General features: G+C 73.6%; 21 protein-coding genes. 12 read left to right on the top strand and 9 right to left on the bottom strand.

Annotation, left to right across the window (positions count from 1 at the left end):
* Window positions 1–11 precede the first annotated feature (11 nt).
* The 7 genes from cysC to ACFVVX_RS33655 all read left to right on the top strand — a co-directional run bounded on the left by cysC (window position 12) and on the right by ACFVVX_RS33655 (window position 7017).
* Window positions 12–593 carry an adenylyl-sulfate kinase gene (cysC, locus tag ACFVVX_RS33685; protein WP_387951352.1) on the top strand — a complete coding sequence of 194 codons (582 nt, stop codon included), beginning with the start codon at window positions 12–14 and terminating at the stop codon, window positions 591–593.
* A gap of 17 nt (window positions 594–610) precedes the next feature.
* Window positions 611–1546 (top strand): sulfate adenylyltransferase subunit CysD, encoded by a 936-nt coding sequence (cysD, locus tag ACFVVX_RS33680; RefSeq protein ID WP_387951351.1) that lies wholly within the window; start codon window positions 611–613, stop codon window positions 1544–1546.
* Entirely contained in the window at window positions 1547–2878 is a 1332-nt protein-coding gene (locus ACFVVX_RS33675; RefSeq protein WP_387951319.1) for a sulfate adenylyltransferase subunit 1, read from the top strand.
* Between the two features lie 264 nt (window positions 2879–3142).
* On the top strand, window positions 3143–4315 hold the full coding sequence (locus ACFVVX_RS33670; protein WP_387951317.1) for an aliphatic sulfonate ABC transporter substrate-binding protein: 1173 nt from the start codon (window positions 3143–3145) through the stop codon (window positions 4313–4315).
* A gap of 210 nt (window positions 4316–4525) precedes the next feature.
* Entirely contained in the window at window positions 4526–5329 is an 804-nt protein-coding gene (locus ACFVVX_RS33665) for an ABC transporter ATP-binding protein (protein WP_387951315.1), read from the top strand.
* Window positions 5316–6224 (top strand): ABC transporter permease, encoded by a 909-nt coding sequence (locus tag ACFVVX_RS33660; RefSeq protein WP_387951313.1) that lies wholly within the window; start codon window positions 5316–5318, stop codon window positions 6222–6224. Before ACFVVX_RS33665 ends, ACFVVX_RS33660 begins: the two co-directional genes overlap by 14 nt.
* 10 nt (window positions 6225–6234) lie before the next feature.
* On the top strand, window positions 6235–7017 hold the full coding sequence (locus ACFVVX_RS33655) for a sirohydrochlorin chelatase (protein WP_387951311.1): 783 nt from the start codon (window positions 6235–6237) through the stop codon (window positions 7015–7017).
* 90 nt (window positions 7018–7107) lie between these two features.
* Here ACFVVX_RS33655 and ACFVVX_RS33650 read toward each other — a convergent pair whose 3' ends face one another.
* The gene (locus ACFVVX_RS33650) at window positions 7108–8211 is read right to left on the bottom strand and encodes a gluconolaconase (RefSeq protein ID WP_387951309.1); all 1104 of its coding nucleotides are present in this window, start codon (window positions 8209–8211) and stop codon (window positions 7108–7110) included.
* A gap of 118 nt (window positions 8212–8329) precedes the next feature.
* On the opposite strand from ACFVVX_RS33650, the gene ACFVVX_RS33645 reads away from it, so the two are divergent.
* Window positions 8330–9178: a helix-turn-helix transcriptional regulator gene (locus ACFVVX_RS33645; RefSeq protein WP_387951307.1), complete on the top strand. Its 849-nt coding sequence runs from the start codon at window positions 8330–8332 to the stop codon at window positions 9176–9178.
* A gap of 15 nt (window positions 9179–9193) precedes the next feature.
* On the opposite strand, the gene ACFVVX_RS33640 is transcribed toward ACFVVX_RS33645, so the two are convergent.
* The 5 genes from ACFVVX_RS33640 to ACFVVX_RS33620 all read right to left on the bottom strand — a co-directional run bounded on the left by ACFVVX_RS33640 (window position 9194) and on the right by ACFVVX_RS33620 (window position 15580).
* Window positions 9194–9925, bottom strand: coding sequence for a ricin-type beta-trefoil lectin domain protein (locus ACFVVX_RS33640; protein ID WP_387951305.1), 732 nt, complete (start codon window positions 9923–9925; stop codon window positions 9194–9196).
* Window positions 9926–9977: 52 nt separating this feature from the next.
* Window positions 9978–10700: a ricin-type beta-trefoil lectin domain protein gene (locus ACFVVX_RS33635; protein WP_387951304.1), complete on the bottom strand. Its 723-nt coding sequence runs from the start codon at window positions 10698–10700 to the stop codon at window positions 9978–9980.
* 364 nt (window positions 10701–11064) lie between these two features.
* Window positions 11065–12750, bottom strand: coding sequence for a DEAD/DEAH box helicase (locus tag ACFVVX_RS33630; protein WP_387951302.1), 1686 nt, complete (start codon window positions 12748–12750; stop codon window positions 11065–11067).
* Window positions 12751–12906: 156 nt separating this feature from the next.
* Window positions 12907–13110: a cold-shock protein gene (locus tag ACFVVX_RS33625; RefSeq protein WP_363609217.1), complete on the bottom strand. Its 204-nt coding sequence runs from the start codon at window positions 13108–13110 to the stop codon at window positions 12907–12909.
* 295 nt (window positions 13111–13405) lie between these two features.
* Window positions 13406–15580 carry an MMPL family transporter gene (locus ACFVVX_RS33620; protein ID WP_387951299.1) on the bottom strand — a complete coding sequence of 725 codons (2175 nt, stop codon included), beginning with the start codon at window positions 15578–15580 and terminating at the stop codon, window positions 13406–13408.
* A 529-nt stretch (window positions 15581–16109) separates the two neighbouring features.
* Between ACFVVX_RS33620 and ACFVVX_RS33615 the strand changes: the two genes are divergently transcribed.
* The 4 genes from ACFVVX_RS33615 to ACFVVX_RS33600 all read left to right on the top strand — a co-directional run bounded on the left by ACFVVX_RS33615 (window position 16110) and on the right by ACFVVX_RS33600 (window position 21454).
* Window positions 16110–18356, top strand: coding sequence for an MMPL family transporter (locus tag ACFVVX_RS33615; RefSeq protein WP_387951349.1), 2247 nt, complete (start codon window positions 16110–16112; stop codon window positions 18354–18356).
* Window positions 18357–18544: 188 nt separating this feature from the next.
* Window positions 18545–19438: an aminoglycoside phosphotransferase family protein gene (locus tag ACFVVX_RS33610; RefSeq protein WP_387951297.1), complete on the top strand. Its 894-nt coding sequence runs from the start codon at window positions 18545–18547 to the stop codon at window positions 19436–19438.
* Between the two features lie 113 nt (window positions 19439–19551).
* Window positions 19552–20640: a polysaccharide deacetylase family protein gene (locus ACFVVX_RS33605; protein WP_387951295.1), complete on the top strand. Its 1089-nt coding sequence runs from the start codon at window positions 19552–19554 to the stop codon at window positions 20638–20640.
* A 271-nt stretch (window positions 20641–20911) separates the two neighbouring features.
* Window positions 20912–21454 (top strand): hypothetical protein, encoded by a 543-nt coding sequence (locus ACFVVX_RS33600; protein ID WP_387951293.1) that lies wholly within the window; start codon window positions 20912–20914, stop codon window positions 21452–21454.
* Window positions 21455–21482: 28 nt separating this feature from the next.
* Here ACFVVX_RS33600 and ACFVVX_RS33595 read toward each other — a convergent pair whose 3' ends face one another.
* The 3 genes from ACFVVX_RS33595 to ACFVVX_RS33585 form a co-directional block, all read right to left on the bottom strand.
* Window positions 21483–22184, bottom strand: coding sequence for an exonuclease domain-containing protein (locus tag ACFVVX_RS33595; protein ID WP_387951291.1), 702 nt, complete (start codon window positions 22182–22184; stop codon window positions 21483–21485).
* Between the two features lie 93 nt (window positions 22185–22277).
* The gene (locus ACFVVX_RS33590; protein ID WP_387951289.1) at window positions 22278–23543 is read right to left on the bottom strand and encodes a Dyp-type peroxidase; all 1266 of its coding nucleotides are present in this window, start codon (window positions 23541–23543) and stop codon (window positions 22278–22280) included.
* 398 nt (window positions 23544–23941) lie between these two features.
* Window positions 23942–25219 (bottom strand): SAV2148 family HEPN domain-containing protein, encoded by a 1278-nt coding sequence (locus tag ACFVVX_RS33585; protein ID WP_387951287.1) that lies wholly within the window; start codon window positions 25217–25219, stop codon window positions 23942–23944.
* Between the last annotated feature and the right edge of the window lie 357 nt (window positions 25220–25576).

The raw sequence follows: 25576 nt of genomic DNA, 5'->3' as shown, positions 1-25576 counted from the left end.
CAGCCACCACCCTGGCCGCCGACGGAGCCGCAGAGGCGGCCCCCTCGGCCGCCCCCTGCGAGCGCGGCGCCACCGTGTGGCTGACCGGGCTGCCGAGCGCCGGCAAGACCACGCTCGCCTTCGCGCTGGCCGAGCGGCTGCGCGCCGAGGGCCACCGGGTCGAGGTCCTGGACGGCGACGAGATCCGCGAGTTCCTCTCCAAGGGCCTCGGCTTCACCCGCGAGGACCGGCACACCAACGTGACCCGGATCGGCTTCGTCGCCGAGAAGCTCGCCGCCAACGGCGTCAAGGTGCTCGCCCCGGTGATCGCCCCGTACGCGGACTCCCGCACCGCCGTCCGCGAGCGGCACGCCGCCCACGGCACCGAGTTCCTGGAGATCCACGTCGCCACCCCCGTCGAGCTCTGCGCCGAGCGCGACGTCAAGGGCCTGTACGCCAAGCAGGCGGCCGGTGAGATCTCCGGCCTGACCGGTGTCGACGACCCGTACGAGGCCCCCGCGGACCCGGAGCTGCGCCTGCAGACCCAGGGCCGCGAGGTGGCCGAGAGCGCCGCCGAACTCCACGCCTTCCTGACCGAGAGGGGCCTCGCGTGACCACCGCGACCGACAGCCTGGTCCACACCGACGACCCCGGCCACGGTGCACGGGGGCCCTTCGCGCTGTCCCACCTGGACGCGCTGGAGGCCGAGTCGGTGCACATCTTCCGCGAGGTCGCGGGGGAGTTCGAACGCCCGGTGATCCTGTTCTCGGGCGGCAAGGACTCCATCGTCATGCTGCACCTGGCGCTCAAGGCCTTCCGGCCAGCCGCCATCCCGTTCTCGCTGCTGCACGTCGACACCGGCCACAACTTCCCCGAGGTGATCGCCTACCGCGACCGCGTCGCGGCCGAGCACAACCTGCGCCTGCACGTCGCCCACGTCCAGGACTTCATCGACGACGGCCGGCTGCGCGAGCGCCCCGACGGCACCCGCAACCCGCTGCAGACCGTGCCGCTGCTGGACGCCATCGAGAAGGGCCGCTTCGACGCCGTCTTCGGCGGCGGCCGCCGCGACGAGGAGAAGGCCCGCGCCAAGGAGCGCGTCTTCTCCCTGCGCGACGAGTTCGGCGCCTGGGACCCGCGCCGCCAGCGCCCCGAGCTGTGGTCGCTCTACAACGGCCGGCACGCCGTCGGCGAGCACGTGCGCGTCTTCCCGCTCTCCAACTGGACCGAGCTGGACGTCTGGCAGTACATCGAGCGCGAGGGCATCGAGCTGCCGGAGATCTACTACGCCCACGAGCGCGACGTCTTCTCCCGCAGCGGCATGTGGCTGACCGCCGGCGAGTGGGGCGGCCCCAAGGCGAACGAGCCGGTCGAGCGGCGCCTGATCCGCTACCGCACGGTCGGCGACATGTCCTGCACCGGGGCCGTCGACTCCGACGCGGTGACCATCGCCGACGTCATCGCCGAGATCGCCGCCAGCCGCCTCACCGAGCGCGGCGCCACCCGGGCCGACGACAAGCTCTCCGAGGCCGCGATGGAAGACCGCAAGCGCGAGGGATACTTCTAAATGAGCACCACCACCGAGACCAGCGCCACCTCCCTGCTGCGCTTCGCCACCGCCGGCTCCGTCGACGACGGCAAGTCCACCCTGGTCGGCCGCCTGCTGCACGACTCCAAGTCGGTGCTGGTCGACCAGCTGGAGGCCGTCGAGCGCGCCTCCCTGAGCCGCGGCCAGGACGCGCCCGACCTCGCACTGCTCACCGACGGCCTGCGCGCCGAGCGCGAGCAGGGCATCACCATCGACGTCGCGTACCGCTACTTCGCCACCCCGCGGCGGCGGTTCATCCTCGCCGACACCCCCGGGCACGTGCAGTACACCCGCAACATGGTGACCGGCGCCTCCACCGCCGAACTCGCCGTGGTGCTGGTCGACGCCCGCAACGGCGTGGTCGAGCAGACCCGTCGGCACGCCGCCGTCGCCGCGCTGCTGCGCGTGCCGCACGTCGTGCTGGCCGTCAACAAGATGGACCTCACCGAGTACGCGGAGCCCGTCTTCGCCGCCATCGCCGAGGAGTTCACCGCCTACGCCGCCTCGCTCGGCGTCAAGGACGTGGTCGCGATCCCGATCTCCGCACTCGCCGGGGACAACGTGGTCGAGCCCTCCGCCCACATGGACTGGTACGGCGGCCCGACGCTGCTGGAGCACCTGGAGACGGTGGCCGTCGTCGGCGACCCGAGCGAGGAGCCGGCCCGCTTCCCGGTCCAGTACGTGATCCGCCCGCAGACCGAGGAGCACCCCGACTACCGCGGCTACGCCGGGCAGTTGGCCTCCGGCGTGCTGCGCGTCGGCGACCGGGTGACGGTACTGCCCTCCGGCCACACCACCACCGTCGCCGGGATCGACGCGCTCGGCAGGGAGACCGACATCGCCTGGGCCCCCCAGTCGATCACCGTCCGCCTCGCCGAGGACATCGACATCTCCCGCGGCGACCTGATCGCGGCCGGCCCCGCCCCGACGCCCGTCAAGGACGTCACCGCGACCGTCTGCCACCTGCACGAGCGCCCGCTGCGCACCGGCGACAAGGTGCTGCTCAAGCACACCACCCGCACGGTCCGGGCGCTGGTCAAGGAGATCTCCTACCGGATCGACATCGACACCCTCGAACAGCGCTCCGGCGCCGAGGGGTTGAGCGTCAACGACATCGGCCACGTGGTGCTGCGCACCGCCGAGCCGCTCTCGCTCGACGACTACTCCGCCAACCGCCGGACCGGTTCGTTCCTGCTGATCGACCCGGCCGACGGCACCACCCTCACCGCCGGTATGGCGGGCGAGGCCTTCGCGTCGGTACCCGGTACCGACGCACCCGACGCACCATCCGACGAGGAGGACTGGGTCTGATGCCCAGCGAGGCGTTCTCGGGCATGGACAAGGAAGGCGGCCGCATCGGCAGCGGCGTCCTCGGCAGCGGCCAGGGCGGCCTGACGCGATGTGTGGGCCGACAGGGCTGAGAACGCCCTGTCACCGGGCCGGCCGCTGTCCCACCCCACTGGCGCAGCACGCCGACCCGGCTTGCCCGGCACCCCCCGGTGCCGCACGCACGAACCGACCGACTTCCGCCCCGAGGCCGCCTCCTGACGGTCCGTCCGCGAACAGGACTCCACCATGGCATCGAACCAGGCACTGCCGCACAGCCCCGCGCCGCATACACCCGCACGCCCGGCCTCCGGTCGGATCAGACGCTCCGCCGCGGCCGCCGTCGCCGGCCTCACCGCCGTGGCCCTGCTCTCGGCCTGCGGCTACGGTTCGAAGAACGACGACAAGAAGACCAACACCGCGGCCCCGGCCGGTGATTCCGCCTCCGGCGCGAAGCTCTCCGCCGACACCGTCAGGATCGGCTACTTCGCCAACCTGACCCACGGCACCCCGCTGGTCGGGCTCCAGGAGGGCCTCTTCCAGAAGGAGCTGGGCGCCACCCAGATCAAGAGCCAGGTCTTCAACGCGGGCCCGGCGGAGATCGAGGCGCTGAACGCCGACTCGATCGACATCGGCTGGATCGGCCCCTCCCCAGCGATCAACGGCTTCACCAAGTCCGAGGGCAAGTCGCTGAGGATCGTCAGCGGTTCGGCCTCCGGCGGTGTCAAGCTCGTGGTCAACCCCGACAAGATCGGCTCGCTGGACGACCTCAAGGGCAAGAAGATCGCCACCCCGCAGCTGGGCAACACCCAGGACGTGGCGCTGCTCAACTACCTGGCCGGCAAGGGCTACAAGGTGGACGCGCAGTCCGGCGCCGGCGACGTCTCGGTGGTCCGCACCGACAACAAGGTCACCCCGGACGCCTACAAGCAGGGCTCGATCGACGGCGCCTGGGTGCCCGAGCCCACCGCGTCCAAGCTGGTGACCCTCGGCGCGAAGGTCCTGCTCAACGAGAAGGACGTCTGGCCGGACAAGAAGTTCGTGATCACCAACATCATCGTGTCGCAGAAGTTCCTCAGCGCGCACCCCGACGTGGTGGAGGCCGTCCTGCGCGGCTCGGTGAACACCAACGCCTTCATCAAGGCCAACCCGGACAAGGCCAAGGCCGACGCCAACGAGGCCATCAAGAAGGAGGCCGGCAACGCCCTGGAGCCCGCCGTCCTCGACCCGGCCTGGCAGGACATCGACTTCCTCGACGACCCGCTGGCCAACACCCTGCAGGCGGAGGCCGACAACGCGGTGACCGCGGGCCTGCTCAAGAAGCCGAACCTGAACGGGATCTACGACCTGACCCTGCTCAACAAGGTTCTCAAGGCCAAGGGTCAGAGCGCTGTGGCGGACGCCGGACTCGGCACCAAGTAGCACCCCGCACCACCGCGTAGCCGCGCCCAAGCTCCGCGGTCCGGCCCCCCGCCCGCCCTGTCGATGCCCAATCGATGCCCCGAGCACGGGGCGGGCGGGGCCGGACCCCGGCCCCACTTCGCCACCCCTCCCTGCCCCGACCGGCCGGAGGACCCATGACCGCCCCCGGCCCCGGGCCGGGAGGTGCTCCCAGATGCAGGAGGTGCCCGGATGACCCCGGCACTGACCACCTCGGAAGACGCCGTCGGCGTCGACGCCCGCGGCGGCACGCCCGCCGTCCGGATCTCGCACGTGCACAAGTCCTTCGGCCGCCCCGGCTCGGCGACCCCCGTCCTGGACGACATCACCCTCGATGTCGCACCGGGCGAGTTCGTCACCCTGCTCGGCGCCTCGGGCTGCGGTAAGTCCACCCTGCTCAACCTGGTCGCCGGCCTCGACCAGCCCACCGCGGGCTCGATCGAGGTGACCGGGGGTCGCCCCGCGCTGATGTTCCAGGAGCACGCGCTGTTCCCCTGGCTCACGGCCGGCAAGAACATCGAACTCGCCCTGCGGCTCAGCGGCGTGGCCCGCCCCGAGCGGAAGGCCGAGGCCGAGCGGCTGCTCGAACTCGTCCGCCTCCAGGGCTCCTACGGCAAGCGCGTGCACGAGCTGTCCGGCGGTATGCGCCAGCGCGTCGCGATGGCCCGGGCACTCGCCCAGGGCGGCTCGGTGCTGCTGATGGACGAGCCGTTCGCCGCGCTCGACGCCATCACCCGGGACGTCCTGCACGACGAGATCACCCGGATCTGGGCCGAGCGCAAGCTCACCGTCCTGTTCGTCACCCACAACGTGCGCGAGGCCGTCCGGCTCGCCCAGCGCGTCGTCCTGCTCTCCTCCCGCCCCGGCCGGGTCGCCCGCGAGTGGCGGATCGACCTGCCGCAGCCGCGCCGCATCGAGTCCGCCGGCGTCGCCGACCTGTCCATCGAGATCACCGAAGAACTGCGTGGGGAGATCCGCCGCCATGGCCAGCACTGACACCACCCCGGTGATGGACAAGCGCCCCGCCGCCGGCACCGACTCGGCCGACGTCGGAGCGGGCCTGGACGCGCTGGAGTCCGTCTCGGCACAGCGCAGCTCCTACGGCGAGGTGTTCCGCCAGAAGGCGCTGCCGCCGCTGCTCGGCGTGCTGCTGGTGCTCGCCGTCTGGCAGGGCGCCTACAGCCTGCACGTCACCACCGCCTACAAGCTGCCCAGCCCGGCCGACGTCTGGAGCGCCGCCGGGGACCTGTGGAGCGCCGGCACGCTGTTCTCGATCATCTGGACCAGCGTCTGGCGCGGCCTGTCCGGCTTCCTGATAGCCGTCGTCATCGGCACCCCGATCGGCCTGGTGGTCTCCCGGGTCAAGCCGGTGCGGGCCGCGCTCGGACCGGTGCTGTCCGGTCTGCAGTCGCTGCCCTCGGTCGCCTGGGTGCCGGCCGCCGTCATCTGGCTCGGCATCAACGACCAGATGATGTACGCGGTGATCCTGCTCGGCGCCGTCCCGTCCATCGCCAACGGCCTGGTGGCCGGCATCGACCAGGTGCCGCCGCTGTTCCTGCGCGCCGGGCGGACCATCGGCGCCACCGGCCTGGCCGGTGCCCGGCATATCCTGCTGCCGGCCGCGCTGCCCGGCTACCTGGCCGGCCTCAAGCAGGGCTGGGCGTTCTCCTGGCGCTCGCTGATGGCCGCCGAGCTGGTCGCCTCCTCCCCCGACCTGGGCCTGGGCCTGGGCCGGTACCTGGAGAACCAGCGCGAGTTCTCCGACATGGCCGGCGTGCTGCTCGGCATCATCCTCATCCTGTTCGTCGGGATCGCCATCGAACTGCTGGTGTTCACCCCGATCGAGCGCCGGGTGCTGCGCAACCGCGGCCTGCTGGCCGCCGTCAGGTAGGGCTCCTCCCATGCACTTCCGCCGGCCGTCCGCCGCCCCCGCCACCCCGGTGGCGGCGGGCGGCCCCGCCCTGCTGCTGATCGCCCACGGCAGCCGGGACCCGAGGCACGCCGCGACGGTGGCGGCGCTGGTCCACGAGGTCCGGGCACTGCGGCCCGGGCTCGACACCGCCACCGCGTACCTGGACCACTGCGCCCCGCGGATCCCGCAGGTCGTCTCCCGGCTCCGGGACGCCGTGGCCGTGCCGCTGCTCCTCAACCGGGCGTTCCACGCCAAGCACGACATCCCGGCCGCCCTGCGCGCGGCCGGCGCCGGCCTGCCGGTCGCGGACGTGCTCGGGCCCTCCCCGCTGCTGCTCGCCGCACTGGACCGCCGCCTCGCCGAGGCCGGGCTGGAGGTCTCCTCCCCCGCCGTCCGGGCCCGTACCGGTGTGGTGCTGGCCGCGGCCGGCTCCTCCGACCCGGCCGCCGACGCCGCCACCCGGGCGCTCGCCGCCGAGTGGCGCCGCACCCGCGGCTGGGCCGCCGCCGAGGTCGCCTACGCCTCCGCCGCCGGACCGCGGGTGCCCGACGCCGTCGCCGCCCTGCGCCGCGACCCGGCGGTCGACCGGGCCGCCGTCGCCCCCTACCTGCTGGCCCCCGGCCTCCTCCCCGACCGCATCGCCGACGCGGCCCGCGACGCCGACCTCCTCGCCCCCGTCCTCGGCGCCGCCCCCGAGCTCGCCCGCCTCCTGCTGACCCGCTACGACCAGGCCCGCCTGACCGCCGCAACAGCCCCGGCCCTGACCGCCTGACCCGCCCCGCCGCGGTGTGGTGCAGGCCCTTCCTCCCCCGACTGACCGGGCCCGCCCCCGCGGGGGCGGACCCGGTCGGGCCCGGGCGGGTCAGATCCTGCGCAGGGTGAAGGTGTCGGCCGGGGTGCCGGCGATGAGCAGGTCGACGCGGCCGGAGAGCTGGTAGGTGCTGCCGCCGGGCCCCGGGGTGACGGCGGTGGGCATCGGGTCCGCGGAGGGGCGGACGGCGGTGAGGCGGGCGGTCCGCCAGTGGTCGTCGGAGCGGAGCTCGACCTCGGCGTCACGGCCCGCTCCGCCGAAGCTGTTGGTCACCCCCGCGATCCCGCCGTCCGGGCGGCCGAGCAGGCCGTCGAGGTGGACCAGTGCGGCCGCACCGCCGCCGAGCACCTCGATCCGGCGCAGGCCCTCGGGCCGGTGGACCGGGAGCTGCCACAGCGTCCCGTCGTCCCAGGTGCCGATGACCAGCCGGCCGTCCCGGTAGACGATCCCGTTGAGGCCGTAACCGCCGGGCTTGGGTGCCAGCCGGTCGTCGCGGACCAGCACGGAGGCGGCGCCGTCCACCCCGACCCGGTACACGACCGGCGCGAACGAGTCGGTGACGTACGCCGTCCCGTCCGGCCCGAAGGCCACGTCGTTGGCCGCGTGCCGGCCGCCGTCGCCCGCGACCGCCGCGAGGTCGGTGTAGAAGATCCGGCGCCCGGTCTCCAGGTCGTACGCACCGACCCCGGCGGTCCGGCCGGTCGTGGCGGGCGTGCTGCGGGCGCCGACCCCGTTGTCGAGGTTGGCCAGCAGGACGCGTCCGCGGGCCGCGTCCACGTGCAGGCCGGCGACCTGCACCAGGGCGTCCGGGTCGTCGACCAGGGTGCGGACGGTGCCGTCCGGGCGGACGACGGAGACGGTACCGCGCTCCATCGAGCCGACCAGGAACCGCTGGTGGGCCTGGTCCCAGCTCACCCCCTCCGGGGTCAGCCGCGGTGCGCGGCCCTCGATCACGGCCGGGGCCCGGCCCGCCCGGGCCGCCGTCCCGGCAGCGGACCCCGCGTCGGCAGCGACGGCGGGCAGCGATCCGGCGGTGCCGAGCAGGACGGCCGCCGCCGCGGCGAGCAGGGCCCGGCGGGTCGCGCGGGTCGCGCGGCCCGACCGGTCCTGACGGCCCGGATGGTTCTGCGGGCTCTGGTGGTTCTGACGGTTCATTGGAGAATCCCCCTGTGAGGTCGAGCGATCCGCTCGGGGCTCCAGCCTCGCGGGGCGGGGCGGCACGCGGCAGTGCGTGCGGATACTGGCAGTCCGACTACCAGGAAGGGACGGGGGAATGACCGACACGGAGGTCCGCCGGACGGCGCTGTCGAGCTTTCTGCGCAGCCGGCGGGCCCGGCTGACGCCGGAGGACGTCGGGATGGCACCGGGGGTGCGGCGGCGTACACCGGGGCTGCGGCGGGAGGAACTGGCCGTGCTCGCCGGGGTCGGGGTGACCTGGTACACCTGGCTGGAACAGGGGCGGGCCATCAACCCGTCCCCGGAGGTGCTCACCAGCCTGGCCCGCACGCTGCGGCTGGACCGGGCGGAGACGGCGTACCTGTTCCGGCTGGCCGGGAGCGAGCCCCGGGAGTCCGGCGCGCAGGTGCCGGTCGAGGTGCCGGCGCCCCTGCTGCGCCTGATGCACGCGCAGTGGCCCGCGCCGGCCTTCGTCACGGACGCGGACTGGGACGTGCGGGCGTGGAACCCGAGCGCCGAGGCGCTGTTCGGGCTGGCCGGCCTCGCGCCGGAGGACCGCAACCTGGTCCGGGTGGTGTTCGGCAACAGGCTCCACCGGACCAGGACCGTCGACTGGGAGCTGCACGCCCGCCGGTTCCTCGGGGAGCTGCGGTCCGCGTACGCGGAGCGCGGCTGCGACGGTGACGCGGCGGGGCTGCGGCTGGCGCGGCTGATCGCCTGGGTGCGGGAGGAGTACCCCGAGACGGAGGACTGGCTGGACGAGCACCGGGTGCAGGAGCGGGCGGGCGCCGAGAAGGACCTGCTGCACGAGGAGGTGGGACTGCTGCGGACCGACCAGCTGGTCCTGCGGGCCCCGGACGGGCTGCAGTTGCTGGTCCTCTCGCCGCGGGACGCGGAGACCGGGGAGCGCCTGCGCAGGCTCGCCCCGGCCGCCGCGACCGTCTGACCTCGCGGTCGTGCGTCAGGCGGGCAGGTGCCAGACCTGGTTGGCGTAGCCGTTGCAGTCCCAGATGCCCAGCTGGTTGCCGTTGGTGGTGGAGAAGCCCAGGTCGTCCAGGCAGCGGCCGGACTGCGGGTTGAGGATCGACCCGTCGCCCCGGACCTGCCACTGCTGCGCGCCGGAGCCGTTGCAGTCGTAGGTCTGCACCACGGTGGCGTTGCCGGTGCCGCCGCCCTTGACGTCCAGGCACTTGCCGAGGGCGCGGAGGGTGCCGTCGGCGCCGATCTTCCACGCCTGGCTGCTGTTCCCGAGGCAGTCCCAGATCTGGACGGGGGTGCCGTTGGCGTTGCTGCCGCCGCGTACGTCCACGCACTTGTTCGCGTAGCCGCTGATCTGGCCGACCGGGCCGGCCGGCACCGGGGAGCCGAACACGACCTGCCCGAACGATGCCATCGACATGCCGAAGCACGGCGCGCTGGTGGTGCCGTTGCCGGTCACCCAGCCGCTCGTGGTTCCCTGCCAGGTCTGCGAGGTGCCGTCCCAGCCCTGGCACCAGCCCGAGACCCGCCAGGTCTGCATGGGGTCGATTCCCGAACAGCTGCCGACGACTCTGTCTCCCGACAGGGTGGCGGAACAGCCTGTGGCGGCCTGGGTGTTGGCGGCCGACACGGTCTGGGCGCCGGCGGCCGGCGCGGTGAGTGCGGCGGCTCCGGCGAGCAGGGCGGTGGCGAGTACGGCGGCGCTACGGCGCATCGGAAGGCTCCTCTTGAGAACGGTGGTCAGGTCGGTTCGGCTGCCGTGCGCGTCAGGCCGGAACGCTCCAGACCTGGTTGGCCGCGCCGTTGCAGTCCCAGATGCCGAGCTGGTTGCCGTTGGCGGTGGAGAAGCCCAGGTCGTCCAGGCAGCGGCCGGACTGCGGGTTGAGGATCGACCCGTCGGCGCGGACCTGCCACTGCTGGGCGCCGGTGCCGTTGCAGGTGTAGAGCTGGACCTTGGTGCCGTTGTTGATGCCGCCGCCGTCGATGTCCATGCACTTGCCGAGGGCGCGGATGGTGCCGTCGGTGGCGATCTTCCAGTTCTGGGCGTTGGTGCCGTTGCAGTCGTAGATCTGCACGGGGGTGCGGTCGCCGCTGCTGGCGCCCTTCACGTCCACGCACTTGCTCGCGTAGCCCGTGATCCGGCCGACCGGGCCGGCGGGCTCCGGCGGGAGCTTCGCGCCGAACACGATGTTCGGGAACATCACGTTCTCGTTGACGCCGCACGAGGCGGAGGCCGTGCCGGAGCCGAGCACGGTGCCGCTGAAGGTCGGACGGGAGAACTGCACCGTGTGGTCGAAGTTCCAGTACAGGCAGGTGGCGCTGACCCACCAGGTCTGCAGCGGGTCGATACCGGTACAGGTGCCGATCGCGCTCCAGCCGGCGGGGTAGGCGGAACAGCCCCCCGCGGCCTGGGCGCTGGTGGCGGGTACCGTCAGCGCGGCGGCGGAGGCGAGCAGCGTGGTGGCCAGAACTGCGGCGGAGCGTCGCACGGGAAGGTCCTTCCGAAGACGGGATCACGGGGCCCGCGCCCTGCCACCGCGTTGTGACGGTGTGACAGTTGTGCGGGACGCGTGAAAGCTTCTGGGGAAGGTGTGAGGACCGTCAACCAGTTGACGGATATCCGCCAACGCTCCGTTCACAGATCATGATCGGCCGGCGACCAGGCCGGACCGGGTCCGAGCAGCGCACCGAACGCCGGCCCCCGGTCCGACCGGGCGCGGGGTCCCTCGTCCGATGCGACCGGAAAGAGATACTCCGCCCGCCGGTATGCGGACGGCCCGGCTCCCCCTCCTGCGAGGGGGAGCCGGGCCGTCACACCTGGGCCGGCGCTCGGCCGGCCGGTCGCTCAGCCGGTCACTCGGCGTTGCGGCGCTGGCGGCCGGTGCCGTAGTTGGAACCGGACTTGGCGCCGGAGCCCGGCTTGGCGCGCCCGGAGGAGCGGCCGATGAAGCCGGCCGCCTGGCGGGAGGAGCCGCCGCCCTGGGCGCCACCGCCGCCGCCCGCGGCGCCGCCGATCCGCTGCTTGGGGCGCGGGCGGCGCGGGTTGCCGTTCATGTCGACGTCGCTCGGCAGGCCGGAGCGCTTGCCGCCGGACCGGCGGCGCGGCGAGGACCCGGCGGGCTTGGCCTCCGGGGCCGGCGCGGCGGCCGCGACGGTCACGGTGACCGGCGTGCCGGTGGGGGTGCGGGCGCCGGTGATCCGGGCGAGCTCGGCGTCGCCGGGGCGGATCCTGGTCGTGGTCGGCCGGATCCCGGCCACCGTCATCAGCCGGTTGACCTCGCGGCGCTGCTCGGGCAGGACGAGGGTGACGACCGTGCCGGACTCGCCGGCCCGGGCGGTACGGCCGCCGCGGTGCAGGTAGTCCTTGTGGTCGATCGGCGGGTCGACGTTGACGACCATGTCGAGGCCGTCGATGTGGATGCCGCGGGCGGCGACGTTGGTGGCGATCAGCGCGGTGACGAGGCCGTCCCGGAACTGGTCGAGCACCCGGTTGCGCTGCGGCTGGGACTTGCCGCCGTGCAGCGCGGCCGCCTTCACGCCGTTGGCGAGCAGCTGCTTGGCGAGGCGGTCGGCGCCGTGCTTGGTGTGCACGAACATGATCAGCCGGCCCTCGCGGGAGGCGATGTGCGCGGTGGCGGAGGCCTTGTCGGCCGCCTCCAGCTGCAGCACGTGGTGGTCCATCGTGGTGACCGCGCCGGCGGACGGGTCGACCGAGTGGGTCACCGGGTCGGTCAGGAAGCGCTTGACCAGGCGGTCGACGTTGCGGTCGAGGGTGGCGGAGAACAGCATCCGCTGCCCGCCCTCGGCGACCTGCTCCAGCAGCTTGGTGACCTGCGGCAGGAAGCCCATGTCGGCCATCTGGTCGGCCTCGTCGAGGACCGTGATGGCGACGTCGGACAGCCGGACGTCACCGCGGTTGATCAGGTCGTCCAGCCGGCCCGGGGTGGCGACGAGCACCTCGGCGCCACGGCGGACGGCGTTGGCCTGCCGGGTGATGGACATCCCGCCGACGACGGTGGCGATCCGCAGGTTGACGGCGGTCGCGTACGGGGTGAGGGCCTCGGTGACCTGCTGGGCCAGCTCGCGGGTGGGCACCAGGACGAGCGCCAGCGGGTGGCGGGAGTCGGCGCGCCGGCCGGCGGTGCGGGCGAGCACCGGCAGGCCGAAGGCGAGGGTCTTGCCGGAGCCGGTGCGGCCGCGGCCGAGCACGTCGCGCCCGGCCATCGAGTCGGGCAGGGTGGCGCCCTGGATCGGGAACGGCTCGGTGACGCCCTCGCGGGTGAGCGCGCTCAGGATGCCCTTGGGCAGGTCCAGCTCGGCGAAGCTCGTCACGGGGGGCCGGGCCGGGGTGCCCTCGACCACGGTGAAGTCGGCGGGCGCGGCAGCGCGCGGGGCGCTGTTGCGCGGGGCACCGCCACGGGAGGCGCGCGGGGCACCGCCGGTACGCGGGGCGCCGCCGCCGGTGCGCGGCTTGCGCGAGCGGGCGGTGCGGTCGGTGGTGCGGTCGCCTTCACGCGGCGAGCGGGCAGGGGTGGTCACGGAGTCTCCGTCCGATGGTGGGCAGCCCTGTGCGGGGCTGGTCGGCCGTCGGGGATGGAGTCGCCGCCCCGGCCGTTCGGCGGCATGCACGAGGGCCCGCACCGTGCGGTACGGGCCCTCGCTACGCGAGATCGCGAGTCAGCTCGGAAGCTGGACTCAGATGACGCGGATGTGCTCGGCCTGCGGGCCCTTCTGGCCCTGCGTGACGTCGAACTCGACCTTCTGGCCCTCGACGAGCTCACGGAAGCCCTGCGCCTCGATGTTCGAGTAGTGGGCGAACACGTCAGCGCCGCCACCATCCTGCTCGATGAAGCCGAAGCCCTTTTCGCTGTTGAACCACTTCACGGTGCCGGTAGCCATAACCGTCTCCTTAAAACTGGGGCATCAGGGCCCACACCTCGTGGACCCCAAGTAGCCGCGATCCCCATCCGGAGACTGAAACACCGGACAAAACAAATGCGCCTGTTGGTTGGAACCAGCAGGCGCACACAAACGTTCATGGGAACCAAAACTGCAACTGGTTCGACTGTAGCACGGCGTCACCCCGATTGACCGGGGGGTTTTTGCCCAGCACGTCACGTTTGCAGGGGGCGGAACAGGGGCAGGCGGCGCCCGCCGAAGCGGACACCGCCTGCCTACCTCCTGCTACCGGCGGTCAGTGCCGTCCGGCCGGCTCCGGCACGCCCTGCGCACCGGTGAGCGGGGCCGGGCCGGCCCCGTGCTCGTCGTCGGCGCCGTGGCCGGGCCACCAGGCGGCGCGGCCGATCAGCGCGGTGAGCGCCGGGGTGAAGAAGAGCGCCATCACGAAGGCCGCCAGCGCGATGCCGAAGGCCATCGCGAAGCCGAACTCCAGCATGAAGACGTTGCCCGCGAGCATGAAGGTCGCGAACGACGCCGCCAGGATGAACCCGGCCGCCGCGACCGTCGGACCGCCGTGGCGCAGCGCCTCACGGGCCGCCTCGCGCGGGTTGCGGCCCGCACGGGCCTCCTCCCGCAGGCGGGCGATGATCAGGATGTTGTAGTCGGTACCGATCGCCACCACGAAGAGGTAGATGAGGATCGGCAGCATGAACATCAGACCGGTCTCGCTGCCGATCTGCTGGAAGATCAGCGTGGCGGCACCGAGGGTCGCCGTGAAGCCGAGGCCGACCGAGACCATCAGGTACCACGGGGCGACCACGCTGCGCAGCTGCAGGCCGAGGATGAGCAGGATCAGCAGACCCGCGATCGGGAAGACCAACTTGTAGTCGTGGGTCATCGCGAGGTTGATGTCCTTGTAGACGGCGGTCAGACCGCCGACCTTCGCCTCCGTGCCGGTCGGCGCCTGGCCGTGGGCGACCTCGCGCAGGTCGGTGAGGGTGTCGATCGCCTCGTTGCTGTCCGGCTTGTGGTTGAGCAGGACGGTGAAGTCGGCCGTCTTGCCGTCCTCGCTGAGCTGGGGCTTCGCCGCGACCGGGGACACTCCGGACACCGCCCCGAGCTTGGCCGCGTAGCTCTCGAACGCGGCCGGGTCGAGCTTGGTACCGGCGGTGCTGGTCAGGTAGACGTGGCTCGGGTCGGCCGCGCCGGCCGAGAAGCCGTTCATCAGCTTGTCCTGGACGACCATCGACTCCTTGTCCTTGGGCATGGAGCTGCCCGCCAGGTCGAAGGTGCCGTTGTAGCCCAGGGCGCCGGCCGACAGCGCCACCAGCACGCCGCCGGAGGCCAGGGCCACCAGGGCGGGGCGCTTCTCCACCATCCGGCCGAGCGCGGCGAACCGCGCGTTGTTCGGCTCGTTCATCCACTTCTTGCCCGGCCAGAACACACCGCGGGCCGGGATGACCGCGAGCACGGCCGGGGCCAGGGTGAGCGAGGCGAACGCGGTGACGACCACGGCGATGGCCAGGGCCGGGCCGAGGGCCTTGAACATGCCGAGGCTGGAGAGCACCAGCACCGCGAAGGCGACGGTGACCGCACCGGCGGCCGAGGCGATCGCCTCGCCGACCCGGCCGACGGCGTTGGCCACGGCCTCCTTGCGGTCGTCACCGGCCCGCAGCCGCTCGCGGTAGCGGAACGCCAGGAAGAGGAAGTAGTCGGTGCCGACGCCGAGCACGACGACGATCAGGATCGCCGACAGCACCGGGGTGCTCTCCAGGCCGAACGCCTTGGTCGCGTAGGCGATCACGCCGTTGGCGGTCGGCATCGCGACCACCAGCGAGATCAGGACCGGCAGGATGCCGGCCAGGATGCTGCGGAAGATGATCCCGACGATGATCGCGACCAGGAGGACCGTCGACATCGCGATGAGGGCGTCGGCCGAGCCGGAGGACTCCTTCTGGTCCAGGGCCTGGGCGGCGGCGCCGCCCAACTGGAACTTCAGGTCCGTCCCCGAGGACAGCGACTTGCCCTCCTCCCGGAGGTGCTTGGCGGCCTCGCCGAAGTCCTCGGACTGCTGCTTCGCCTTGTCGATGGCGATCGGCGCGAGCGCGTACTTGCCGTCCTTGGACGTCGTCTGCTCGCTGACCGGGATGATCTTCTCGACGTCCGCGATCTTCTTGTCCGTCAGACCCTGGACGATCTTGGCCATGGCGGCCTTGTCGGCGTCGTTCATCGCGCCGCCGTCGTTGCGCTCGAAGAGCGCCAGCGCGGAGGGCGTGAAGCTGGCCGGGAACGCCTTCTCCTGGAGCGCGGAGGCCTGGATGGACTCGTAGTGCTTGGGGAGGAAGGAAGCCTCGTCGGTCTGGGCGGTGATCGTCGGCGCACCGGCCACGATCGCGATCATCGCGACGATCCACGCCGCGATCACCCACCAAGCGCGACGGACGACAAAGTGTCCTAGTCGGTGGAACATGCTCGTGATGCCTCCTGGGCATGGTTCACCGCAGCCCTTGGGGACGGGACGCCGGGCGACGGCAGGACCGGCAGGGCATGGCAAGGAAGCCCACTCCTAGCCGGTCGGCAGGTAAGTAAGAGAGAACATCATCCTACGAGAACTTGCCTGCCGCCCGGCAAGCAGCCCCCGTAAGCACCCCCTCGGGGACGCCACGTGACGACCCCGAACCATCTTCACCCGCCGACCGGCCCGCTGACCTCGTGCTCCGGGTGGAGACAGCTCCCCCTCAGGGTGGAGTTTTCCCCCACTCCCAGGGAGGAGACATCAGGGTTCCCTGGTAGGGATAACCCCACCCCTCCCCCGAGGCGAGCCCCCGGGACGACTCCCCCGGTAGCCGGATACCTCCCCAACCGCCCTTTCCCTACTGTCGGTTGCAACGCCGGACCCGCACCCGGCGCCCCTGTCCCGGCGGTCGACCAACCGCCGCACACCCGGCGTTCGACCGCCGCTCTCCCTGGGGGGAACTCCCGTGAAGACCAAGCTCGGCATGGCTGCCGCGATGGGCGCCTGGAGCGCCCGGCACAGAAAGACAGCCGTCTTCGGCTGGCTGCTCTTCGTCGTCCTCGCCGCCTTCCTCGGCGGCCTCCACGGCAGCAACGAGGTCAAGGAGTCCGAGGCGATGCCCGGACAGGTGTCCCGGGCCGCCAAGATCCTCGACGAGGCCGGGCTCAAGTCGCCGGCCGGCGAGACCGTCCTGATCCAGAGCGCCGGCCTGACCTCCGACGCCCCGGCCTTCCGGGCCGCCGTCGAGCAGGTGGTCACCGCCGTCAAGGCCACCGGCAAGACCGCCGACGTCCGCTCCCCCTACGACACCAAGGCCGTCTCGGCGGACGGCCGCTCGGCACTCGTCCAGCTCACCGTCACCGGCGAGCGCGAGGAGGCCCTCAAGAACGTCCCGGCCGTCCTGGACGCCGTCGCCGGGGTGCAGAAGCAGCACCCCGACCTCACCGTGGTCGAACTCGGCGACGCCAGCTCCGGCAAGTGGATCGACGAGCAGTTCTCCGACGACTTCGCCCGCGCCGAGTGGACGGCCGTGCCGCTCGCCCTCGGCATCCTGCTGGTCGCCTTCGGCGCGCTGGTCGCCGCCCTGCTGCCGGTGGTCCTCGCCATCACCGCCTTCATCGCGGCCGGCGGACTGGTCGCGCTGAGCAGCAGCTTCCTGCACACCAGCAACAACGCCAGCTCGGTGATGCTGCTGGTCGGCCTCGCCGTCGGCGTCGACTACTGCCTCTTCTACCTGCGCCGCGAGCGCGAGGAGCGGGCCGCCGGGCGGGACCTGGAGACCGCCCTGAAGATCGCCGCCGCCACCAGCGGCCGGGCCGTCCTGGTCTCCGGCGTCACCGTGGTGGTCGCCATGGCCGGCATGTTCCTCACCGGCATCGCCGAGTTCCAGGCGATGTCCTACGCCACCATCGTGGTCGTGATCACCGCCGTGCTCGGCTCGCTCACCGTGCTGCCCGCACTGCTGTCGATGCTCGGCGACCGGGTCGACAAGGGCCGCGTCCCCTTCCTCGGCAAGCTGCGCAGCCCCGACGCCACCGCCACCGGCGGCCGGGTCTGGAACGCCGTCCTCACCCCGGTGCTGCGCCGCCCGCTGGCCGCCACCCTGCTCTCCGGCGCCCTGCTGGTCGGCCTTGCCGCGCCGATGCTGACCATGCACACCGCCAACCTCACCTTCCAGCAGCAGCTGCCCGAGGGCAACGCGCTGGTGGCCACCTCGAAGAAGATCGAGGCCGCCTTCCCCGGCAGCCCGGCCCCCGCCACCGTCGTGGTCAAGGCTGCCGACATCGACTCCCCCGCGATGACCGCCGCGATCGCCGACCTCAAGGCGAAGGCCCTGGCCAGCGGGAGGATGCACGGCCCGGTGGACGTCACCGTGCACCCGGACAAGAACATCGCCACCATCGACATCCCGCTCAACGGCACCGGCAACGACGCCACCAGCAACGCCGCGCTGAAGGCCCTGCGCACCGAGATCGTCCCCGCCACCGTGCTCACGGTGGCCGGGACCGAGGCCCCGGTGACCGGGCGCACCGCCGGCTCCTACGACTTCAACGACAAGATGACCGGCTCGATGCCGCTGGTGTTCGGCTTCGTGGTGGCCTTCGCCTTCCTGCTGATGCTCGCCTCGTTCCGCTCCCTGGCCATCGCCGCCACCGCCGTGGTGCTCAACCTGCTCTCGGTCGGCGCCGCGTACGGGGTGCTGACGCTGGTCTTCCAGCACGGCGTGGGCGCCTCGCTGCTCGGCACCGCCGGGGTCGGCGCGGTCGAGTCCTGGGTGCCGCTGTTCCTCTTCGTGATCCTCTTCGGCCTCTCGATGGACTACCACGTCTTCGTGGTCTCCCGGATCAAGGAGGGCCGGGACCGCGGCCTGCCGACCCGGGCCGCCATCGCGCACGGCATCCGCTCCACGGCCGGGGTGGTCACCAGCGCCGCGGTGATCATGGTGGCGGTGTTCGCGGTCTTCGGCACCCTCTCCATGCAGGCCATGAAGCAGATGGGCGTCGGCCTGGCGGTCGCGGTGCTGATCGACGCGACGGTCATCCGCGCGGTGCTGCTGCCCTCGGTGATGACCCTGCTCGACGAGCGCAACTGGTACCTGCCGTCCTGGCTGCGCTGGCTGCCCGACCTCTCGCACGGCGAGTCCTTCCCCCCGGTCGGCGCCCACGGCGGGCCGCTCGCCCCGGCCCCCGCCGATCCGACCGCGGCCCGGCACCGCCGGATCGAGGTCTGACCCACCGGACCCGCCGGACCCTTTGGACCGGACGCACCGGGCCCGACCGCCCGCCCGCACGCACCACCTGACACCCCGCTGCACCTGACACCCCACCGACCAGGCCGGGCCCCGCATCACGCGGGGCCCGGTCCGCGTTTGCCAGAATGATCACCGTCCCCTTGGCCGCCACCACGGAACGGACCCCCATGACCCCCTTCGACGAGGGCCGCGCCCGCCTGCTGCTCACCCACGCCTGCGAGGCCGTCGGCCTGCCCGCCCCGGTCGGCGCCCGGCTGCTCGCGCTCGGCGAGAACGCCGTCTTCGACCTCGGCGACCCGGCCGTGGTCGCCAAGGTCGGCCGCGGCCCCGAGCTCCACGAGCGGGCGCGCCACGAGCTCTCCGTCGCCCACTGGCTGGCCGACCGGCACATCCCCGTGGTCCGCCCGTACGACGCCGTCGCGCCCGGACCGCAGCTCGCGCACGGACACCCCGTCACCTTCTGGCACCGGCTCGCCCCCGCCGAACGGCCCGCGCGGCCGGCCGACCTGGCGCCGCTGCTGCGCGCCCTGCACGGGCTGCCGACGCCGCCCCTCCCGCTCGCCCGGCGCGACCTGCTCGCCCCGGTCGAACGCTGGCTGGCCTCCGCCGAGGGCCACATCGACCCGGCCGACGCCGCCTTCCTGCGCCGCCGCCGGGACGCCTACGCGGCCGCCCTGCCCGATCTGACCCCGCATCTGCAGCCCGGTGTCATCCACGGCGACGCGCTGCCGCGCAATGTGCACGTCGGCCCGGACGGGCCCGTCCTGCTCGATCTGGAGAACGTCTCGCACGACCTGCGCGAGCACGACCTGGTGGTGCTCGCGCTCAGCCACGACCGGTACGGCGTCCCGGCCGAGGAGTACCGGGCGTTCACCGAGGAGTACGGCTGGGACGTCCGCGAGTGGTCCGGCTTCGCGGTGCTGCGCGGGGCCCGTGAGACGGCCAGCGCCTCCTGGGTCGCGCAGCAGGCGGCGGGCAACCCGGCCGCGCCGGCCGAGTTCCGCCGCCGGGTGGCCTCGCTGCGCGAGGGCGCCACCGACGTGCGCTGGTACGCGTTCTGAGCCGCACTCGGGTCCGGATCGGCGCAACCGTCGACACCCTGGTGGGCGTCCTACCGGACAGTCATCCTGACCGAGGGACCGGTACCCGCCTCAGCACCTCAGGAGCCGCAGCCATGTCGGAGAACTCCGCCCCGCAGCCCCCCTCGTCGCCCGTCCGGCACCGCCGCCCCCTGGTCGCGGGCTGCGTCGCGGTGGTCGCCGCCGCGCTGGCCCTGGTCGGCTGCGGCACCGCGAACGGCGCGCTCCGGCCGCAGCCGGTCATCAGCTCCTCCGCCCCGAGCAGTACGGCACCGGGTACGCCGACCCCGTCGGCCGCCGCCCCCTCCCCCTCGGGCAGCACCCCCTCCGGCGCCACCCCGAGCCGCTCCGCTCCGAGCACCGCCACTCCGAGCCGCTCCGCTCCGAGCACCGCCGTACCGAGCAGCGCCGCGCCGAAGCCGTCCACCGCCCGGCCGTCCGCGCCCAAGCCCCCGCCGCCCACCACCTCCAAGGCGCCGGCCCCCGCACAGCCGCCGCCGAGCGCCCCGGCCACCAGGCCGCCCACCACCAAGGCGCCCACCACCACGCCGGTCCCGCCGCCCGCGCCGCCCGCGAGCGGCGTGCCGACCTCGGTCGTCCGCTCCACCGCCTCCGGCGGGCGGACCGTGGCGCTCACCTTCGACGACGGCCCGGGCACCGCCACCGGCCAGGTCCTCGACCTGCTCGCCCAGTACGGCGCCAAGGCCACGTTCTGCCAGATCGGCCAGCAGGCCGCCGCCAACCCCGCCATGGTCAGGCGCATCCTGGCGGCCGGCCACCGGCTCTGCGACCACAGCGTGCACCACCCGCAGCCGTTCGCCTCGCTCCCGCACGACCGGACGGTGTACGAGATCTCGGCCGCCAAGGACATGATCGTCCAGGCCGGCGGCCCGGGCACCCGGGTCGGCTGGTTCCGCGCCCCCGGCGGCGGGTTCACCGCCGACAACCAGCGCGTCGCCGCGGAGCTCGGCCTGCGGCCGCTCGGCTGGTCGGTCGACCCCCGCGACTGGTCCCGCCCGGGCGTCCCGTCGATCGTCTCCACCGTGCAGAGCCAGCTCAAGCCCGGCGGCGTGGTCCTGCTGCACGACGGCGGCGGCGACCGCAGCCAGACCGTCGCCGCACTGCGGCAGCTGCTGCCCTGGCTCGTCGCCCAGGGGTACCGCTTCGACTTCCCGGCGGGCTGATCCCGGCCACCCGCCACGGGGAGGCGGGCGGCCCGGTGCTGCGCTAGCGTGAAACCGCGGTCCGATCAGGTCGATCCGGACCCGCCCCCCAGATCGTTCGACAGCGAACCAGGCTGCTCGGACCAGGGGCCCACGGCGCTCGGACCAAGGCCTGGACCCAGCTCGAATCCCCCGAACCACCCCCGAACCACCCCTCGAAGCACCCTCGAAGCACCGAGGGCCGACCGGCCTGCGGAACGGGCAACCGTGCCACCTGCCGCTGGGAGTGACGATGGCCAGTTACGACACTGCCAAAGCGCGAGCCTTCGCCCATGCCACCACGACCGCCCTCACCGGTGTGCCGCTCGACGCGCCCGACGACCATCCGCTGCGGCAGGCCGGCAGCCTGCCGATCCAGGTGTGCGTGTGCGTGACGGACCCCTGCCCCTGCGACGGCCATCCGATCATCTGGGTGGACGAGGCGGCCGTCCGCGGCCGCGCCACGACGGGCCGGCTGGCGAGCACCGGCGAGGAGATCTTCGACTTCGCGATCGACGTGGACGCCTCGGTCGTCGTCGAGACCTTCCGCCGGATCAAGGCGTCCGAGGCCGCCGGGCTCACCGGCGCCGCGCGCCCCGCGGCGCCCCCGCCCTACATCGTGCGGCGCCGGCCGGACGCGGCGCGCGCCGCGAAGCGGGACAGCCCCTGCCACGGCGGGAGCCCCTCCGCACTCAGCGCCGACCGCGGCTGCAACGACATCGAGATCACCGAGAGCGGCGCCACCTACTGCTTCGCCGAGAGCAGCGAGCACTACTGCATCTACGTGCTCTGCTGAGCGGTCGGCGCCGCTTTCAGCGCGACGTTCAGCGCAGCGGCCAGCGGGGGTCGATCACGGCCTGCGGGTCCTTGGATCTGCGGAGCCAGGCCTCCAGGCTCTCGGCCCACGTGCGGTGCCAGTCGATCTGACGGGTGTGCAGCTCGGCCAGCGGGACGTCGCCGACCTCGCCGGGGTAGCGCTCGGCGAGGGCGACGGCGACCCGGACGGCGGCGAGCGCGTCGCTGCCGGCCTCGTGCGCGTCGGTCAGCTCGACCCCGTACACCTCGCAGACCCGCTGGAGGGTCCGGGAGCCCTTGCGGTACTTGTCGACGGCCCGGTCGATCACCAGCGCGTCCAGGACCGGCTCGACCGGCCCGCCGAGCCGCTCCGCCAGCGGCGCCAGCCCGTACCGGCGCAGCTCGGCGTCGAGCAGGGAGAGGTCGAAGGGCGCGTTGAAGGCCACCACCGGGCGGCCGGCGGTGAGCCGCTCGCACAGGGCGGTGGCTATCTCGTCCACCGCCTCCTTGGCCGGGCGGCCCTTGGCGCGGACGAGGTCGTCGCCGATGCCGTGGATCGCCTCCGCCTCGGCGGGGATCGGGACGCCCGGGTCGACCAGCCAGCCGGTGGCGCCCGTCCGGCGGGCTCCGACGGTGTCCACGAGGGCGGCCGTGACGATGCGGGACACGGCCGGGTCGGTGCCCGTGGTCTCCAGGTCGAAGCCGACCAGTGGCTGCTGCCACCAGCTCATAGGGGTGTGTCCTTCCGTCCTGCTGGTCGAAACAGCCCCTATCATCACCCGCCCCACCGACAATGCCGCCGGTGGGGCCGTCGGGTGCGGTGCTCAGACGGCGGCGAGCAGCCCCCGGCCGAGCCAGTCCGCCTCGTCCAGGACCCCTGGCAGGACGTAGAAGTAGCCGCCCCCGGTGGGCCGCAGGAAGCGGGCCATCGGCTCGCCCGCGAGGCGGGTTTGGACGGCCTCGAACTGGCGGGAGAGGTCCTGCTGGTAGCAGCAGAAGGCCAGGCCGAGCTCGGGCTGGCCCTGCTCGTCGAGGCCGCGGTCGTAGTTGAAGGCGCGGCGCAGGATGCGGCTGCTCCGGGTGGCGTCGGTGCGCGGGTTGGCGAGCCGGATGTGCGCGTCGAGGGCGATGACGGCGCCGTCCGGGTCGGTTCCGAAGTCGGGGGCCTCGGTCTCCTTGGTGCGGCCGAGCGGGGCGCCGTCGGACTTGCGGCGGCCGATCATGCGTTCCTGCTGCTGCAGCGCGACCTCGTCCCAGGGGCCGACCAGGGTGCGGATGGCCCGGACGACCTGGTAGCTGCCGCCGACGGCCCAGCCCGGTTCGCCGCTGCTCGCGCCGACCCAGACCAGCTCGTCCATCTGGCGGGCGGATCCGGTGTCGGGGTTCTCGATGCCGTCCTTGAAGCCGAGCAGGTTGCGGGCGGCGCCGCTCGGGCGGGCCCGGTTCTGGTAGCCGTCGAGCTGCCAGCGGGGGCGGAGCGCGATCCCGGTGCTGCGCAGCAGGTCGCGCAGGGCGTGCTGGACGGTGTCGCGGCTGGTCGCGCAGACCTGGAGCAGCAGGTCGCCGTGGCACTCGGCCGGGCGCAGGCCGTCCCCCGGGAAGTCGCGCATCGGGCCGAGGTGGCGGGGCCTGGCGGCGGCGAGGCCGTAGCGGTCGTCGAAGAGCGAGGCGCCGACGGCGAGGGTGACGGTGAGGTCGTCGGTGGGCAGCACCGGGCCGAGGGTGCCGCTGTCGGCGGGCGCGGCGGCGGGGCCGAGGTCGGGCGGGGTGCCGCCGGCGGTGAGGAAGCGGGCCCGGCCGGTGAGGGTGCGCAGGAGCGCCTCCAGGCCCGCGCGGTCGGGGGCCCGGACGTCGAGGGCGAGGAAGGTGCCGTAGCCGGGTGGCGGGTTGGTGAGGCCGGCCTGGTGGACGCCGTGGAACGGGATGCCGCCGGTCGCCGGGGCGGGCGCGGCCGGGGTGGGCGCGCCGTGGGCCGGGCGGGCGGTGCCGAGGGCGAGCGCCCCGGCGGTGCCGGCGCCGAGGGCGGTGCGGACGAAGCCGCGGCGCGAGGCCCCGGGGCGGCTGGCGCCTGGCGCGTGCTGACTGGTCATCGGTCGGCCTTCCGGATCGTCGGGCGGATGCGGGCGGGCATGCCGAAGCGGGCCGTTCGGCAGCGGAGGGAGTGCCGGGAGTGGCGGGAGTGCCGGGTGCGGAGGGAGTGCCGGGTGCGGAGGGAGTGCCGGGAGTGGCGGGAGTGCCGGGAGTGGCGGGAGTCGACCGCAGGCCGGCGCCGGAACGCCGCCTGCCGATCATGGAATCGACGCTAGCAAGCCCCTCCCGGCCCCGCCCCCGCTCGCCCGCTCCGGATGACCGCCCATCGGCTGAACAGCCGCCGGTTGCCGCCCGTCCGGGCTACCGCCCCGGGCCGGGACCGGTCACGGCCCGGAGCCCGGCGGGGCCCACCCGGCCGCCGGGCGCACCAGGGTGGGACGTCGACCCGGGCCGCCCGTCAGGAGACCGGCCGGGAGTCCCCCCAGACGCCTTCGAACTCCTCGCGGTAGACCTCCAGCAGCCCGGCGTCCGTCCCGCCCGGCTGCTGGCCGGCGCCGCCGCGCAGCACCAGGGCGGGCGACTCCATTCCCCGGGCGCGCCGCAGGTAGGGCTGGACCACGCCGAGGTCCCGGGTCTGGCGGCGCGGGCCGCCGGCCTGGCCGGCCGGGCGCGGACCCTCGACCAGGTAGGCGGTGAAGCGCGGGGTCTCGTCGAAGACCCGGATCTCGAATCCGCCCTGGTCGCGCAGCCGGGCCCGGACCCGGCGCACGTGCATGATGTTCATCTCGATCGCCCGGGCCAGCTCACCGCGGCCGAGACCGAGCTCGCGCTCGCGGCGGCGGACGGCGCTGCTGGCCGGGTTGAGGAAGAGCAGCCGGACCCGGCAGCCCTCGGTGGCCAGCCGGACCAGCCGCTTGCCGGTGTAGTTCTGGCAGAGCATGCCGAGGCCGATGCCGAGCGCGTCGAGCCGCCGGGCGCCGTCCAGCAGGTCCTCCACCGGCAGGTCGCGCTGGAGCCTGACCCGGTCGGCGTGCACCGCGACGACGTCCGCGTACCGGCCGGCCACCAGGGACTCCACCACGTCGGCGGGCACCCCGCCGGTGCCGCCGTCGAGCACGGCGAGCAGGCGGGCGGCGGCGCGCTCGGTCTGGGCCAGGACGGTCTGGGTGAGGACGCGGTTGCGGGAGACGACGTGCCGGGCGACCTCCAGCTCGTCCAGGGCGAGCTCGATCTCCCGGCGGTCGGCCAGGTACGGCTCGAAGCAGGGCCAGTGCTGGACCATCAGCTCGCGCAGCTGGGGCAGCGTGAGGAAGACCAGCGGGTCGTCGTCGGCCGGGTCGAGCAGGTAGCCCTTGCGGCGGCTGACCTCGCGGACGGCGCCGGCCCGGTGCGCCCACTCCTCGCCGACCGGCCCGGCGGCGGCCGTCACCCAGTCCTCGCCGTGGGCGGGGGCGTAGATGGGGTGCAGCACCTCGTCGACGAGGGAGCGCAGCCGCTGCTCGACCAGGTTGAGCCAGACGTACGCCCGCCCGGCGAGCCGGACCCGCTGGTAGGCGTCCTCCCACTCCGCGCCGGACCAGGCGAGGGCCGGTATCTCGACCGGACCGCCCTGGGCGGGCACCACGGCCCGGCCGGTCAGGGCGGGGCGCATGACCACGGTCGGCGCCTCACTGCGGGCGGCACCCCGGTCGGGGCGGTCGGGCCCGCCGCCTCGGCCGCCGGCGGGGAACACCATGCGCCACCTCACCTGGTTCCTGACGAAGCCGCTGCTCCTGCCGGGGCCGCTGCTTCTGCTGGGGCTACTGCTTCTGATGGATCGCCACGAGCGCGGGGGGCGGCCGGACGATCAAGGGTACTGCCCGCCGCGAGCCGCTCGCAGCCGGTTGGCCGAGGGCCGGGGCCCGCCCCACCCGCCCCCACCGGCCCGCGAAGACCCTCCGGACACCCGTTCGGGCGAACAAGTGGCAAATGGCCCCGCTGTCGGGGGACGCGTCGGGGAGTATGCGGTTTGTGCCGTGCATCACGGTGCGCGACCGCCGCACATGCCCGGCCGCCCGGCCGGGAAGACAGCGTCCAGGTCCGGGTCGGAGTA

The sequence above is a fragment of the Kitasatospora sp. NPDC058170 genome, from assembly GCF_042883905.1.
In the GTDB taxonomy this organism is placed as follows: domain Bacteria; phylum Actinomycetota; class Actinomycetes; order Streptomycetales; family Streptomycetaceae; genus Kitasatospora.
Note: the sequence above shows the minus strand (reverse complement) of the source record. Positions and strands in the feature narration are given on the sequence as shown.

Bases quoted from the DNA above. Each gene is read 5' to 3' on its own strand.
- ACFVVX_RS33675 (WP_387951319.1), top strand. From the start codon at position 1,547: ATGAGCACCACCACCGAGACCAGCGCCACCTCCCTGCTGCGCTTCGCC.
- ACFVVX_RS33670 (WP_387951317.1), top strand. From the start codon at position 3,143: ATGGCATCGAACCAGGCACTGCCGCACAGCCCCGCGCCGCATACACCC.
- ACFVVX_RS33665 (WP_387951315.1), top strand. From the start codon at position 4,526: ATGACCCCGGCACTGACCACCTCGGAAGACGCCGTCGGCGTCGACGCC.
- ACFVVX_RS33660 (WP_387951313.1), top strand. From the start codon at position 5,316: ATGGCCAGCACTGACACCACCCCGGTGATGGACAAGCGCCCCGCCGCC.
- ACFVVX_RS33655 (WP_387951311.1), top strand. From the start codon at position 6,235: ATGCACTTCCGCCGGCCGTCCGCCGCCCCCGCCACCCCGGTGGCGGCG.
- ACFVVX_RS33650 (WP_387951309.1), bottom strand. From the start codon at position 8,211: ATGAACCGTCAGAACCACCAGAGCCCGCAGAACCATCCGGGCCGTCAG.
- ACFVVX_RS33645 (WP_387951307.1), top strand. From the start codon at position 8,330: ATGACCGACACGGAGGTCCGCCGGACGGCGCTGTCGAGCTTTCTGCGC.
- ACFVVX_RS33640 (WP_387951305.1), bottom strand. From the start codon at position 9,925: ATGCGCCGTAGCGCCGCCGTACTCGCCACCGCCCTGCTCGCCGGAGCC.
- ACFVVX_RS33625 (WP_363609217.1), bottom strand. From the start codon at position 13,110: ATGGCTACCGGCACCGTGAAGTGGTTCAACAGCGAAAAGGGCTTCGGC.
- ACFVVX_RS33620 (WP_387951299.1), bottom strand. From the start codon at position 15,580: ATGTTCCACCGACTAGGACACTTTGTCGTCCGTCGCGCTTGGTGGGTG.
- ACFVVX_RS33615 (WP_387951349.1), top strand. From the start codon at position 16,110: ATGGCTGCCGCGATGGGCGCCTGGAGCGCCCGGCACAGAAAGACAGCC.
- ACFVVX_RS33610 (WP_387951297.1), top strand. From the start codon at position 18,545: ATGACCCCCTTCGACGAGGGCCGCGCCCGCCTGCTGCTCACCCACGCC.
- ACFVVX_RS33605 (WP_387951295.1), top strand. From the start codon at position 19,552: ATGTCGGAGAACTCCGCCCCGCAGCCCCCCTCGTCGCCCGTCCGGCAC.
- ACFVVX_RS33600 (WP_387951293.1), top strand. From the start codon at position 20,912: ATGGCCAGTTACGACACTGCCAAAGCGCGAGCCTTCGCCCATGCCACC.
- ACFVVX_RS33595 (WP_387951291.1), bottom strand. From the start codon at position 22,184: ATGAGCTGGTGGCAGCAGCCACTGGTCGGCTTCGACCTGGAGACCACG.
- ACFVVX_RS33590 (WP_387951289.1), bottom strand. From the start codon at position 23,543: ATGACCAGTCAGCACGCGCCAGGCGCCAGCCGCCCCGGGGCCTCGCGC.
- ACFVVX_RS33585 (WP_387951287.1), bottom strand. From the start codon at position 25,219: ATGGTGTTCCCCGCCGGCGGCCGAGGCGGCGGGCCCGACCGCCCCGAC.